At 66.7% G+C, this 13,277-nt stretch carries 12 protein-coding genes and 3 pseudogenes; 9 read left to right on the top strand and 6 right to left on the bottom strand.

Translation table 11 applies throughout. The features are described from left to right. Nucleotides 1-168: 168 nt before the first annotated feature. From ASF53_RS26695 to ASF53_RS12765, 4 genes and pseudogenes are all read left to right on the top strand, one after another. Nucleotides 169-285: pseudogene (locus tag ASF53_RS26695) on the top strand (glucokinase); the annotation flags it as partial. 4 nt (nucleotides 286-289) lie between these two features. After that, nucleotides 290-532 (top strand): annotated as a pseudogene (locus ASF53_RS26690) (glucokinase); the annotation flags it as partial. Between the two features lie 64 nt (nucleotides 533-596). Further along, nucleotides 597-956, top strand: a complete 360-nt coding sequence (locus ASF53_RS26685; RefSeq protein WP_286134388.1) for a glucokinase — start codon at nucleotides 597-599, stop codon at nucleotides 954-956. A 72-nt stretch (nucleotides 957-1,028) separates the two neighbouring features. Beyond that, nucleotides 1,029-1,847 (top strand): universal stress protein, encoded by an 819-nt coding sequence (locus ASF53_RS12765; protein WP_056198664.1) that lies wholly within the window; start codon nucleotides 1,029-1,031, stop codon nucleotides 1,845-1,847. Nucleotides 1,848-1,872: 25 nt separating this feature from the next. On the opposite strand, the gene ASF53_RS12760 is transcribed toward ASF53_RS12765, so the two are convergent. Both ASF53_RS12760 and ASF53_RS12755 read right to left on the bottom strand, forming a co-directional pair. Further along, on the bottom strand, nucleotides 1,873-2,730 hold the full coding sequence (locus ASF53_RS12760; RefSeq protein WP_056198661.1) for a Crp/Fnr family transcriptional regulator: 858 nt from the start codon (nucleotides 2,728-2,730) through the stop codon (nucleotides 1,873-1,875). Further along, nucleotides 2,730-3,110: an Hsp20/alpha crystallin family protein gene (locus ASF53_RS12755; RefSeq protein ID WP_286134387.1), complete on the bottom strand. Its 381-nt coding sequence runs from the start codon at nucleotides 3,108-3,110 to the stop codon at nucleotides 2,730-2,732. Before ASF53_RS12755 ends, ASF53_RS12760 begins: the two co-directional genes overlap by 1 nt. 480 nt (nucleotides 3,111-3,590) lie before the next feature. Between ASF53_RS12755 and ASF53_RS12750 the strand changes: the two genes are divergently transcribed. The 3 genes and pseudogenes from ASF53_RS12750 (at nucleotide 3,591) to ASF53_RS26420 (ending at nucleotide 7,071) form a co-directional block, all read left to right on the top strand. Further along, on the top strand, nucleotides 3,591-4,280 hold the full coding sequence (locus ASF53_RS12750; RefSeq protein ID WP_502690588.1) for an efflux RND transporter periplasmic adaptor subunit: 690 nt from the start codon (nucleotides 3,591-3,593) through the stop codon (nucleotides 4,278-4,280). 61 nt (nucleotides 4,281-4,341) lie between these two features. After that, nucleotides 4,342-6,636 (top strand): glycosyl hydrolase family 65 domain-containing protein, encoded by a 2,295-nt coding sequence (locus tag ASF53_RS12745; protein WP_056198654.1) that lies wholly within the window; start codon nucleotides 4,342-4,344, stop codon nucleotides 6,634-6,636. 138 nt (nucleotides 6,637-6,774) lie between these two features. Then, a pseudogene (locus ASF53_RS26420) lies at nucleotides 6,775-7,071 on the top strand (hypothetical protein). A gap of 316 nt (nucleotides 7,072-7,387) precedes the next feature. Here ASF53_RS26420 and ASF53_RS12735 read toward each other — a convergent pair. Beyond that, nucleotides 7,388-7,801 carry an EF-hand domain-containing protein gene (locus ASF53_RS12735; protein ID WP_056198754.1) on the bottom strand — a complete coding sequence of 138 codons (414 nt, stop codon included), beginning with the start codon at nucleotides 7,799-7,801 and terminating at the stop codon, nucleotides 7,388-7,390. A gap of 312 nt (nucleotides 7,802-8,113) precedes the next feature. Here ASF53_RS12735 and ASF53_RS25735 point away from each other — a divergent pair, with 312 nt between their 5' ends. Next, nucleotides 8,114-8,284 carry a hypothetical protein gene (locus ASF53_RS25735; protein ID WP_156635537.1) on the top strand — a complete coding sequence of 57 codons (171 nt, stop codon included), beginning with the start codon at nucleotides 8,114-8,116 and terminating at the stop codon, nucleotides 8,282-8,284. A 367-nt stretch (nucleotides 8,285-8,651) separates the two neighbouring features. Here the strand turns inward: ASF53_RS25735 and ASF53_RS12730 are convergent, their stop codons facing one another. The 3 genes from ASF53_RS12730 to ASF53_RS12720 all read right to left on the bottom strand — a co-directional run bounded on the left by ASF53_RS12730 (nucleotide 8,652) and on the right by ASF53_RS12720 (nucleotide 11,972). Continuing rightward, the gene (locus tag ASF53_RS12730) at nucleotides 8,652-9,674 is read right to left on the bottom strand and encodes an efflux RND transporter periplasmic adaptor subunit (RefSeq protein WP_056198650.1); all 1,023 of its coding nucleotides are present in this window, start codon (nucleotides 9,672-9,674) and stop codon (nucleotides 8,652-8,654) included. Further along, entirely contained in the window at nucleotides 9,658-11,358 is a 1,701-nt protein-coding gene (locus ASF53_RS12725) for an ATP-binding cassette domain-containing protein (RefSeq protein ID WP_056198646.1), read from the bottom strand. The genes ASF53_RS12730 and ASF53_RS12725 overlap by 17 nt, the downstream gene beginning before the upstream one ends. A gap of 335 nt (nucleotides 11,359-11,693) precedes the next feature. Then, nucleotides 11,694-11,972: a hypothetical protein gene (locus ASF53_RS12720; RefSeq protein ID WP_082482691.1), complete on the bottom strand. Its 279-nt coding sequence runs from the start codon at nucleotides 11,970-11,972 to the stop codon at nucleotides 11,694-11,696. Between the two features lie 371 nt (nucleotides 11,973-12,343). Between ASF53_RS12720 and ASF53_RS12715 the strand changes: the two genes are divergently transcribed. Then, nucleotides 12,344-13,219, top strand: coding sequence for a LysR substrate-binding domain-containing protein (locus tag ASF53_RS12715; RefSeq protein WP_286134386.1), 876 nt, complete (start codon nucleotides 12,344-12,346; stop codon nucleotides 13,217-13,219). Nucleotides 13,220-13,277: the final 58 nt, after the last annotated feature.

Here is a 13,277-nt window from a genome sequence, read left to right as displayed (position 1 = left end):
CTTCTCGCGGACATCGGCGGCACCTTTGCCCGCTACGCCGTTTTCCCGTCGACGAGGGCTCGGGCGGCTCCGGTCTGGAAGGTGCCCACGGCCAGCTTCCGCACTCCCCGCGATGCCCTGTAGGCCTATCTCGGCGAACCGGGGACGCCACGGCCGCGCTCCACCTGCCTGGCCGTTGCCGGGCGCGCCGCCGGCGGCGTCACGCGACTGACCAACCCGCCCTGGCGGTCCGACCTCGGCGGGATCGGCGTCGCGCTGGGACTGGAAGCGGTGCGGTTGGTCAACGATTATGCGCCGCTCGCCGCGGTCCTCGGCATCCTCGAAGAGGACGACCCGGCCGACTTGGTACGGATCGTGCCCGCGGATCGTCCTCGGCCTGGGCACGGGCCTCGGCGCAGCGGCCCTGATCCCCGCGGGCGACCACCTCCTGATCCAAAAGACCGAGGCCGGGCATGTCGGCTACGGCCCCTGCGAGCGGGACGACGGCCTGCCGTGGTCCGAACTGATCCCGGCCGGGGGTAGGCTCGCGGGCGAAACCCTGCGGTCCGATCCCGGCCTCGTGAGGCTGGCTCGGGCCCGTTGCGGCGGCGCGTGGCATGACGGTCGTGTGGAATGCGCCGCCGGAGGTGCTCGAAGCGTCCGGGGACGATCCGGTTGCGAGCGAAGCGGTTCATCGGTTCGCGCGCCTGATCGGCCGGTTCGCGGGCGACCTGGCGCTGGTACTCTTGGCGACCGGCGGCGTCTACATCGCTGGCTGGATCGCGCCGCGCATTGTCGAGGTCCTGCGGGGCGGGGCGTTCGGCGCTGCATTCGAGGGAAAAAGAACCGTTCCGGGGGCGGTGTGGGCCGTTCCGCGCTGCGTGATCACCCGCCCAGAGCCGGCCATCGACGGCCCGGCGGTGCTCTTCACCGACGAGGATCGGTTCTTGTACTCCGGCCAGGATTGGCGGGCTTGAGGCAGGTCAACGCCGTCTCGCCCGGGCGGCCACACCGTGATGCCCGCCCGTTACGGGCCGAGGGAGGCTCCCATGTCCATTGCCAGCATCATGGTCGCGGTCGATGACGGGCGCCACGCATCGGCGCGGGTCCGGCTCGCCGCAGGACTCGCGCACCGCCTCGGCGCCCGCCTCGTCGGTGTAGCCGCCTGCATGCCTGACTACCCGCAGGGCTACGGGGAAACCGCCGTGCCCATGGGCATGGTCATCGAGGAAATCCGCCAAGCCGCCCTCGCGAAGCTCGCGGGCACCGAGCAGGCGTTCCGGAACGCCTCGTGGCTGAACGACCGCATCGAATGGCGCTCCGACCTGACCGCCCCGGTCCAGTTCCTTGAGGACCAGTCCCGGGCGGCGGACCTCGTCGTGGTCGGGCGTTACGCGGACAACGAAGGGGTGGCGGATGGCATGGCGGTCAACGTCGGCGACGCGTTGATGGGGCTGGGCCGGCCCGTTCTCGTCGTCCCGCCTGGCGTCGAGCACCTGGAGGCCGGACGCGTCATCATTGGCTGGAAGAACACCCTGCAGACCCGCCGGGCTGTAACGGACGCCATGCCGATCCTGCGTTGCGCCGAGGCCGTCTGGGTGTTCCGGATTTCCGATGGCAAGGACCGCACCGAGGTCGAGGATGTGGTTCGCTACTTGTCGCTGCACGATGTAATCGCGACGGCGCATCCGGCAAAGCCTTCGGGCTGGACCGTCGCCGACGAAATGCAGAAGGCGGCGCGTGACTTGGACGCCGACCTGATTGTTGCCGGCGCCTACGGCTACAGCCGCCTGCGGGAGTGGTTCTTCGGCGGGGTCACACGCGACCTGCTGGCGAAGCCTTCCGTCTGTTGCCTGATGTCCCACTGAACGGAGCGAGCGGGCATCTCCATCCTCATTGGCCTTGGCACGGCCAGGCATCGTCGGCCGACCCGGGACGTGCTCCCGGGCCCATGACACCGGCTGAGGTTCGGATCCGTGCCAGACCGGTCCCGCATGATAAGGAAATCTCGGAGCCCGGCTCAGTCGCGGCTTGCCCTGCCAGGTGTAGGTAGCCCGCATCGAAATCGGCGTAGGCGGCGAGCCGGCTGAGCTTGGGCACCTTCACCACCCCTCTTTCCAGCCTGATCAGGCCGGCGTCCTGAAGAGCGTGCAGCACCCGGTTCACGTGGACCAAGGAGACCGCGGCGAGATCGGCGATGACGCCTTGGCGTATCCCTCCCGAGAAGGCGTCGACGGCGGCCATGCCGGTGGCCTCGGACCGGGCGACGATTTCGCAGACGAGATGCGCGATCCGCCGCTCGGCTTCCAGACCGCCGTTCGCCAGCCACTGCTGCGCGATGCCGAGCTCGACGAGGGTCAGCCACCACAGGGCCCGCCCGATGCCGGGATGGTCCCCGATCAAGGCTTCCAGGGTGCGGAACGGGACGTCGGCGACGAGGGACGGCGAGAGCGCCCCGAGCGAGCCATGGTGCTTGGCCGGCGACGCCGAGTGGCCGCCGCAAAGGTCGCCCGGGAAGAACAGGCCGATGATGCTGCGGGTGCCGTCGGACAGCATGTGGTAGCGGCAGGCCACCCCGCGCAGCACGAGGTGCGCGGCTTGTGGGTCCTGCTTCAAGCCGATGTCGGCACGGGCCGGCACCAGCCGTGGTCGGAGGCGCAGGGAGAGGATGGCTTGCCGCTCGCGCTCGCCCAGGGGGCCGGCCTCCTCCAGCCGCCGGACGAGCCTCGCGAGCGGTTCCCGCGTCGGCATCAGGGCGCCTTGATCTCGATGCGACTGGTCTCACGAGCGGCGAGGACGGTCTTGGGCAATCTCACCATGAGGACACCCTTGTCCATGCTGGCCTCGATGTCCTCGGGCCTGATGCCAGCCGGAAGTTCCAGCGTGCGCATGAAGGAGCCGTAGGCCCCCTCGTTGATCTTCCGGGATCTTTCGGTTTCGTCCCTGTCCTGCCGCTTCTCGCCGCTGATGACGAGCATGTCGGCGGCGAGCTCGATCCGAATGTCCTCGCGAACGAGGCCCGGCAACTCGGCGGTGACTTTGAAGTGTCCGTCCTTCTCGACGACATCCATGCGTAGCACGGCCGCACCCTGAAGGAGCGGCGGCAGACCGAAACGGGGATCGCCGAACATCTGGTCGGTCAGTCGCTGCAGGGGCAACATCATCGCTTGGTGGTCGGACATCGGCGCCCTGACACGGTCACCGAGGGTGAGGAGCGATCCGAGCTTCATGGTCTAGTTCCGGTCAGGCGGCCCTGGTCGCGCCGCCGGTGGGAGGCTGGCGCCGCCTCGACCGTTCGGCCTTGAGGTGGATCAATCAATGAGCGCTGCGGCGGCGTACACGTACCAAAGGGGCCCGGACCCTGAGCGCTCCGGGACGTGGGCGGCGTTCGTTTGAAACACAAGTCAAAAATTGCAAATGGTCGCCATCAATTATTTCAATGGCCAGCAATGTGTATAATAAATCTTCTCATGGCCAACTATTGCAAATAAAGGCCACTTGAAAACCGCGCGCGCGAATCGATCTCATGGTGCGAGGTCGCAGATCCGCGTCCTTGCTGCCGGATCACGGCGCCTCAATGCTCTTCTGAATGCGACAGAGCCATGTCACGAATGCTGTACCGCTTGCGGACCATCCGCACGCGAAGGGGCCGAGCCCTGGTTTTCGCCGCCGTGCTCCTCGCCGGTACCGGCCCAGCGACCACAGCCTTTGCAGGCGATGCCGCCGCAGCGCCGGAGGTCGGGATCGTGACCGTCGAACCGAGGCCAGTAACCTTGATCAAAGAACTGCCCGGTCGGGTCAGGCCCATGCGCATCGCCGAGGTGCGTCCGCGCGTCTCCGGCATCATCGTCGAGCGCGCGTTCCAGCAGGGCAGCGTAGTCAAGAAGGGCGAAGTGCTGTACCGCATCGACCCCCTGCCCCTCGAAGTCGAGCTTGAGAGCGCCAAGGCTGCCCTCGCCCGGGCCGAGGCCAGCCTTTTCCAGGCGTCGCGCCAGGAGGACCGGCTGCGGACCCTGCTGTCCGGCCAGACCACGACACAAGCCCAGTACGACCGCGCCCTCTCCGCCGAGCGACAGGCGGAGGCTGAGGTCGCCTCCCAAAAGGCGGCGGTCAAGCGGGCGCAGATCAACCTCGGCTACGCCACCATCCGCGCCCCGATCACCGGGCGCATCGGCCGCGCGCTGGTCACCGAAGGGGCTCTCGTGGACCAGAACGAGGCCACCCACCTCGCCACTATCCAGCAGCTCGATCCCATCGACGCGGATTTCACTCAGTCGGTGAGGGAGCCGATCGCGTGGTGACGAGCTTCGACGAGATCCGCGCCGACGATCTCACGCTGCCTTACACTTCGGGAGATGCCGCATGACCTTGGTTGGTACCTTGGCTGAGGACATTGCTTCCGAAAACGATCCAACCTGGCTTCTGCGCGAGACCGGGTATGAGTTGCTGCGGGAGAGCACCTTCGAAACCCGCTTCGCCATCAGCAACGGCTTCCTCGGCGTGCGCGGCGGGTTGGCGGCCCATCTTGGAGCCTGTCGGGCCATTCCTCCGCGCTTCTACGTGGCCGGATTGTTCGACACGCCGACGCCGGACAGCGTTATTCCGGAACTGGTGCCGGCGCCTGACTGGACGCAGGTCAGCATCCTCCTGCCGGACGGCCCGCTCATGCGCTGCCCGGACCGATCCTCGCGGGCGCTGACCCCAGACATGCGACGGGGCGCCCTGTTCATGGAGGCCCGTCAGACCTGTAACGCCCCGCTCGAAGTCCGACTGCGCTCCATGCGGGTGGTTTCGCTCGACGCGCGCGCGATCGGGATGCAGGTGATCGAGCTTCGGATCGAGAGCGGGGTCAGCGACCTCACCTTCGAGGCGGCGTTGGGTCCCACGGATTTCGAGCTCGCCCCGGAACGAGCGGAATTCGACCTGAAGGCGTGGCGTACTTGGCGGTCCGGTCGGAGCCTCGCGATCGCGGCAGCGGCTTCGCTGGAGGTGGACGGTATCGAGCGCCAGCCCGTGGCGCGGGGCGACCTATCGTGGGCTTGGCGCTGGACCGCGCAGCCGGGCCAGGTCGTGACCTTCCGGCGCATCGTCGCGGTGACGCGTCATCACGCCACCGACGTCCATGCGGGGGCCCGGGCCCGCAGGGAACTGGCCGCTGCGCGCACCATCGGCTGGCGCGGTATCCTGGCCAGGCACGAGGCAGCCTGGGCCGAGCGCTGGCGCTGCAGCGACATCCGGGTGACGGGCGACCCGGCCGCGCAGGCCGCCCTGCGCTTCGCCGTCTTCCACCTCAACGGGGCGGCCAACCCGGAGGACCCGCACGTCTCCGTCGCCGCCCGCGCTCTCACGGGGGATGATTACCGAGGCCACGTCTTCTGGGACACCGAGATCTTCCTCGTGCCCTTCTACGCGCTGACCTGGCCGGAGGCCGCGCGCACTCTCCTGATGTACCGGTTCCGCACCCTGGACGCGGCCCGCGCCAAGGCCGCGCGGATGGGCTGGCAGGGCGCCCTCTACGCCTGGGAATCGGCCGATACGGGAGCCGAGGTCACGCCACCCCAGACCGTCGGCCCGGACCGCAAGATCCTGGACATCCTCTGCGGCAGCCAGGAGCAGCATATCAGCGCCGACGTCGCCTACGCGGTCTGGCAATACTGGCAGGCGACCGAGGACGAGGCCTTCCTGCAAGAGGCCGGTGCCGAGATCCTCCTGGAGACGGCACGGTTCTGGACGAGCCGGGCCGTGCTGGAGGCGGACGGCTTGCGCCACATCCGCGGAGTCATCGGACCGGACGAGTACCATGAGCGGGTGGACGACAACGCCTTCACCAACGTCATGGCCCGGTGGAACATCGCCCGCGGCCTTGATGTCGCGGCCCTCATGCGGGAGCGCTGGCCGGATACGTGGGAGCGGCTCGCGCGGAGCCTCGGCCTCGGCGAGCCGGAACTGGCGCACTGGCGCGAGGCGGCGGAGACCATCGCCACCGGTCGCGATCCGGCTACGGGGCTGTACGAGCAATTCGCAGGCTTCTCGGCCCTGGAGGGGATCGACCTGAACGCCTATGCCGGGCGCTCGGTCCCGATGGACGTGGTTCTAGGGCGGGAACGGACGCAGCGGGCCCAGGCCATCAAGCAGGCCGACGTCGTCGCGCTCCTGGCGCTCCTACCCGAAGCCTTCCCTGGCACCAGTGGCGGGACAAACTTCGACCATTACGAGCCACTGTGCGGGCACGGAAGCTCACTGAGCCGGGTCATGCACGGCCTTGCGGCCGTGCGGCTGGGCCGTCCTGAGGCGGCGTTGGGCTACTTCCACCGAAGCGCGGCCATCGACCTCGCCGACACCCACGTGGCGATCGGCGGCGGGATCCACATCGCGGCCCTGGGCGGCCTGTGGCTGATGGCGATCTTCGGCTTCGCCGGGCTGTCGCTGGGGGCCGACGGCCTCGCCTTCGATCCGCGTCTGCCCGCCAGCTGGCACGGCCTCGACTTCAGGATCCGGTGGCGCGGGCGAGAACTCGCCGTCGCCGTAGACGGGAAGAACCGTGAGCTTCGCGTCACCCTCGACCGGGGAGATCCCATGACGGTGTTCGCCGGAGGTGCCGCTTTCGTTATCGCAATGGACGGACCCTTGGTCGTTAGGCTGCCTGTCGATGGCTAGTGGGGTGCCGGCCGATGAAGCCGGCGGATATCTGGTGCGACAGCGCAGCCGGGATGCAGGGAGGGCCGTGAGAGGCGAAGGCGCCGCGCACGAGCGACGCGATCGGTCTCGGAAGGCCCTTATCAGGAGCAGGGTGGTATGAGCCTGACCGCCGCGGACTGGGATGCACGGATCGACCGCCTGACCCGTCGTCTTCCCGGATGGATTCGCGACGCGGTCGTGTGGTTGAGAGTACCATCGCGGCGGCCGCTGTGACTGGTGGCGGCGCTCGCCCTCATCGCAGGCGGGATGCTATCGTTCCTGCCCATCCTCGGCATCTGGATGCTGCCTCTCGGCTTCGCGCTCCTAAGCGAGGACATCCCGGTCCTGAAGCCGCGGCTCGAAATGGCGGCTCAGACGAGCCAGCGATTCCTGTCTCGCTTCCGGAAGTCGTGACCGGTCTGAGCGAGCGTTTACGTGTCCCGCTGCCCGGCTTCTCTCCGGTGAGCCGGAGCGAGATTGTGCGCGACCCTTAGATGGCCGCGGTGCCGATGTTCGAGAAGGGTTCGCCGAGCCGATCAATCCACCAGCTCGCCGGCCAGCGCGGCGGAGGCGGGGATGCCGGTTCCGTTCGCGGTGCCAGCCTCGCTGCAGGGCGCCAACCATGGGGCGACGCCCTTGCGACGAGCCCTGGCAAAGGACTGAGTCGACCGGGTGCGGCGCCTGCGCGATCCGCTTTCACGCAGCCTTCGTGGGCTGGCGTGCGTTTCAATCACCGCTCTCCGAAGAATTTCCGAAGCTCCTCGGGCGTCACCTTTCCGTCCTTGTTGGCGTCGACCGCGTCGAAGATGCGCTTGTGAATGGCTGTGACCTCGTCGAATGACAGAGAACCATCTCCGTCCGTGTCGGCAATTACGAACATCATCCGCATTCTTGGGCCGTCATCCATCATGCCCCGGGCCATACCGTCCATTGTGTGGCTCATCATTCCACACATGCCGCTTCGGCCCATCCCTCCCATGCCGCCCATCATGCTCGGCCCCATCGTGCCCGGCTGATCGGGTTGGACGCGTCGGTCTGGAGTGACACCCGGGCCCGTCGATGTCTGGGCGTCGGCGCTGGACAGCGAGGCGGCAGCCAGGAGGGTGGTGAGAGCCGTCACCTGCACCAAAGTTGCCAGAGCCATGGCGCCCTCCCAAGTTTCGAAGTGAATGTCCCTCATCACGGGCAGCGGCGTCGGCGATGAGGTCGGCCGTCGGTTCAGTCGGGCTTAGACTGGACCGGCCCGGATGGCCGTACCTTGACGTGGATCAAGCGCTCTTGGCGTCGCGGCCGGGGGAATCACGCCGGGGCATGCTCGGTCATCGGGCTCGCTAGTTCTCCAACCACGGGATGCTCCCCGGCCCCCGAACGCCTCTGCGCGCCATGCCGCTCCTCCGACGCGCCGGCGTGTCCTCCCGGGTGCCCGGCTCGCGGATGTGCGAGCCACCAGGACAACATGGAACAATCCCTGTCATCCCTGCTAGATGCTCTGGCGTTCTTACGCGAGGCCTCTCCGAACGTGGAAGGAAACCGCGTCAAGGCGATGGCCCTGGTGCAACAGGCCATCGAGCAGACGCAAGCCGGAGGTGAGTTTGATGACGAGCATGGCGGGGGCGGCGCGCGGTAAGGATTGACACCCGCCGTCCAATGTCCGGCTTCAGTCCGCATGCGGACCTTCTGATCTCCAAACACGAAGGTCCGAAGGTGGCGCACAGCAGAACAATCGGCGCGCGAACTCCTGACCCAAAGCAGGCTCTCGCAACGCCCGCTTCCTGGCGGCTTAAGGAACGACGCGAAAACTGATGATGGCCGAAAGCTGCCAGCCTGCTCTAGAGCCGTATCCGACCTGATTGCATCAGGCCGGCGTCTCTAGGCCTTTATTTCAACGCGCTTTCTTTCGCCGAACCGGCGTCCACTTCGTCGGAAAGCGCTCTAGGGAAGAGAACCGGAAAGGCGGTCGTCTTCCTCTCGATCATCGGCCGCCACTCGATCTTTCAGATTGGGTCCGAGCGTGTTTTTGGAAACTCCAGCGGGAAGTTGTTGAGCACGCGCCAGAGTTCGTAGCCCACCGACACCGTCTCCATCTGTATCCAGCCCCGCGCCTTGGCCCCAAGCGGGATGAAGTCGACCTGGGGCCATGCGAATCGTCCTGGATCATGCTCGACGAGCACGCGAAACAGGCCGCTCGGCTGGGCTGAGGGGTCGACAGTTCGCACCCGCCCGTCGAACATGCCATGGGCCACCGAGGGCCAGCCGCTGAACTGGATGGCCGGCCAGCCCTCAAAAGCAAGGCGCACGCCCTGGCCGGGCCGTATCAGGGCGACGTCTCGCCCGTCGACCAACAACTCGACGACGCGTTCCGGCTCGTGCGGCGCGAGGGTGGCCAGGGTGTCTCCCGCGTTCACCAGTGTGCCGGCGGCGGCCGCGTTGATGTGGAGAATGCGGCCATCCCTCGGCGCACGCACCAGCTGCGCCGATTGGCGGTTCACGGTCACTTCGAGGCGGCTTAGCTTGGCCTTGGCTTCGGCCAGTTTCGCCCGCTGCTCTGCCACGCGGATCTGGGCGGCCTCGAAGTTGCGCCGCGTCACGAAACCCTTCTCGGCGGCCTCGCGCGTCTGGCTCACTTGGCTCTCCGCTACCCTCACCGCTTGATCGGCCGCCGCGATCTCGGCCTCGACCTGCTCCCGCTCGGCAGCGAGCCGCTTGAGCAGGTATTGATCGTTGTCGACGAGGCGGGCGATGGGATCCCCAGCGCTGACCCGCTGGCCATCCTCGACGTACCAATGCTCCACCCGGCCCTGAACCAGGGCCGTGACCGTCTGAACCCTGTCGGCAGGGTTCGGCGCAATGACGCGCCCGGTCCCAGCCGAGGTCTGCACCCAGGGCACGTACAGGAGGACCAAAACTGCAAGGATGGTCCCGATAGCGATGATCCAGCCGAGGGCGACCGACGCTCGGGGAGGCCGGATCGCGGTCAGGGTGGGGAAATGATGGAGGTGTTCAGGCCGCGACAGCATGGGTCCTATCCTTCGGCATTGTCTTATCGAGCAGTTCCTCACCCTCGCTGGCGCGCCCATAGCCGTGGGGGCCCAGCCGGATTTGGTCGTTATGGATTGGCAGTGGGGGGCGCCGGGTGACATGCAGCACCGTCGTACCCGCCTCCGAGAACCCTGCGAGCACCGCCGACACGCGATCCGGTGGCATCAGATCGAGGAGCGCCGACAGGACGATGAGCTTTGGAGGACGGAGAAGGGCGGCAGCCAGTTTCAGCGCGACGGCCTCGGCCACCGAGAGCGGCGAGCCGGACGCAGACAGGGGCGTGTCGAGGCCGGAGCGCAGGCGCCGGATGCGGTCGGCCAGCCCGACACGCTCCAGGCACTCGTGGACCTTCGCTGGGCATGGGCCGTCGCCAGCCGAAAGGTACTCGCGGACGGTCGCATCTGCGAGCGTCGGTCGGTCGAGGACGACGATCTCCGAGCGCAGCCCCTCCACACCGAACGCCGTGATGTCGGCTCCACCGACCATTACCCACCCGCGCTGCGGCCGAACCCTCCGGTCAAGGAGCGCCGCGAGCATCTGGTCAACTCCCTCGTCGGCGGCCACTGCCAGGATCTCGCCGCCCTTGACCGAGAAGTCGAACCGCAAACCATCGGCCTCGACGTCGCGCAGGCGCAGGTTCCCGCTGGCGGGGCCTGAGCCGTTCCACCCATCGCCGTCCGCCTGCTCGATCCCCTCGAACAGCGACAGTTCGTGGAGTGCCGCGACAAGATCGTAGAAGTTCCTCGCATGGAAGCCCAGTTGCGAGATGCCGTAGAAGGCACTCGTCAGGACGAGTTCTGCCGCCACGAGTTGGCCGAGCGACAGCTGCCCCTGCAGGATGAGCCATCCGCCCATCGCCAGCAGGGAGGCGCTCGCGACCGCATAGACCACGAGGAATCCGATGGCCTGCGCGAAGGTATGGCGGAAGTGGCGGCGATGCGCCCGCACGTAGGCGGCGGTCATCGCCTCGGAGCGCGCCATAGCGGCCGCGAGCCGTCCCCCACGCTTGTAGAAGCCGTTCGAGGCGCCGACGCTCTCTAGCCACCCTGCCGTCTCGTGCTTGGCATGGCTGAGCGCGGCACCCGACCGGACCGCCGGCCCCGCCCAGAGGAACGCGATGCTGACGAGTACGGCGGCTACAACCAGATTGAAGGCGAGGAAGAACGGGTGATAGAAGCTCGTCAGGACGAGGCCGATCCCGGATTGCAGCAGGATCGCGAAGCCGCCGACCAGAAGATGCGGGACCGCCTTCTGGACCGTCATGAGATCGAAGAAGCGGTTGAACAGGTCGCTGCGGTGGGCGTCATCGAAATGCGGATTTTTGGCATGGAGGGCACGCAGGGTGATGTCCGCGACGGTTCTCGCGAACACGCGCCGTTCGAACAGCGCCAGGACATAGATCCGCGCGGCGCTGAGCAGGGCGGCAGTGAGCAGCAGGCCGAGTAGTAGTCCGGACAGGACGAACAGGGGTGCTGGAAGCGCCGTGTTGGCCACCGAGTTGATCAGGAGCTGTACCGAAACCGGCACGGCGAGGCCTAGGAGCGCTACAGCAATTCCATAGATGATAGCCGTCCAAACGAAGCCAGACTCCGGCTTCAGTAGGCGCGCGATGAGCGTCCAGGCTTCCGCGAGCGTCAGGGGCGTGTGGTGGGTCGCATCCATTGGGCGAGGACTTTCCAGAACGGAACGAGGGCGTGCGGGGAGGACCACGACGCCGGCAAAATGCGGAGTATGGTTTCAGAGACAGCGGGAAACGGTGGTGGTGCGAGGGGCGCAGGAACGCGGATCCGACCTGGAACACCCGGCTCCGGCGGACCTCGCCCCCCCGGGGTAGGATCGAAGCGGCAGTTAGCCACTGCAAGGCTTGTGGCGGATGCCGGCGGGATACCGAAAAGGGCCAGGATCACACGCGCGATCCGCCATAACGCGTGGCACGGCGGATCGCATTGACGACGTCGATTGCCGGACGGCTGTCGGGTTGAGGCAGTGTACCCGCTTCAGCAGCGGTAGCCGCCCGACGTCTGGCCGTACTGCTGCACCGGGAAGTTCTGTTGGTTGGCGTTGCCCTCCTGGGCCGAGCTCCTATGGCAGTCGCCGACGGTGGGGGGCAGGACCTCACGCGGGAAGATCGAGCCGGTGGCGAACCCGTTCCATGTCGTCTGCGGAAGCGGCCGCGTCGGAGAGCCCACACGCGGGTCTGCGAACGAGGCGGAAAGCGGCGCGATACAGAATGCAGCCGCGACCGTCGCGAGGGATAACTTCTTCGACGCCTTCATCGCTCGTCTCCAATCAGGTTTGCGGTCTTGGCGACCTGTCAATGGATCAAGACTGGAGTGGCCCCGCATCTGCGGCACTCGTCCGTCTCATCCACGCACTTGATTTGGAGCGATGAGGCTCGCTCTACAATTTCCGAGTCTCAATGGATATCATTGCGAAAACAAATGGCAGCCAAACCGTTTGGTATTTTGTTTTGCAATTAATCCATGGTGGCAAAGTCGAATCAATAAGCAATGTGTGCTTCGGCACATAGCACGGTCGTGTGTCGTCTCGACTTGACGGAGGCGTGATCCGAGAGCTTGAGATCCGACCTGGGCAACCTGATGTGAGGTCGATGCCCTGCCCACCATTGCCTTTCGACATCGACCTGATGCGCACCTTCGTCGCAATCGTCGACAACGGGAGCTTCACGCGCGCGGCCAGCAGGCTGGGCCTGACACAGTCGACCGTTTCGCTGCAGATCAAGCGCCTGGAGGCCGGCCTCACCCGTCGCCTGTTCGACCGCGACGGCCGGGAACTCAAGCTGACGCCCGAAGGCGAGGTTCTGCTTACCTATGCGCGGCAGATCCTCAAGCTCGGCGCCGAGGTCCATACGAAGATCGTCACGCCGGAACTCACAGGGCTGGTCAGGTTGGGCACGCCGGAGGATTTCGCGACCACGCACCTGTCGGAGGTATTGGCCTGCTTCGCCCGCTCCCACCCGCAAGTCGCGCTCGAAGTGAATTGCGACTTCACCGTCAACTTGCTCGACGATTTCTCAAAGGGCCGGTACGACCTGATATTGTTCAAGCGAGAGCCTCAGGGACCGAGCGGGGGTACCAAGGTCTGGCGGGAGGTGCTCGATTGGGTCGCGTCGCCGCGTCTGCTTGCGGAAGGCGACGGCCCGATCCCGCTCGTGCTGTCGCCGGCGCCGGACGTCTATCGCAAGCGCGCGCTGTCGGCCCTCGACTCTGCTGGTTGCGATTGGCGCATCGTCTATACCAGCCCGAGCTTGGCCGGTTTACAGGCCGCCGTGCAGGCCGGGCTTGGGGTGACGGTGTTGCCGACGGAGATGATCCCCGCGGACATGGTATCGGTCTCGGGCCGCCTTCAGTTGCCGAAGCTGCCCGATACGGAGATCGTCCTCTACCAGGCTCCGGGCCATGTCTCGCTGGCGGCTGAGCTTTTGTCGACCACAATTGTAGCGGCACTGGAGCGGCGGGTTGCCTGGCCTGCTGCCGGTTTGGTGGACACGGTCCTAAGCTAATTGAGCACGGTTTTCGAACTCGACAGGGCTGAGATAGCTCAGAGTCGAGTGCCGCCGC

The organism is Methylobacterium sp. Leaf123 (genome assembly GCF_001423405.1).
Classification (GTDB): domain Bacteria; phylum Pseudomonadota; class Alphaproteobacteria; order Rhizobiales; family Beijerinckiaceae; genus Methylobacterium.
Note: the sequence above shows the minus strand (reverse complement) of the source record. Positions and strands in the feature narration are given on the sequence as shown.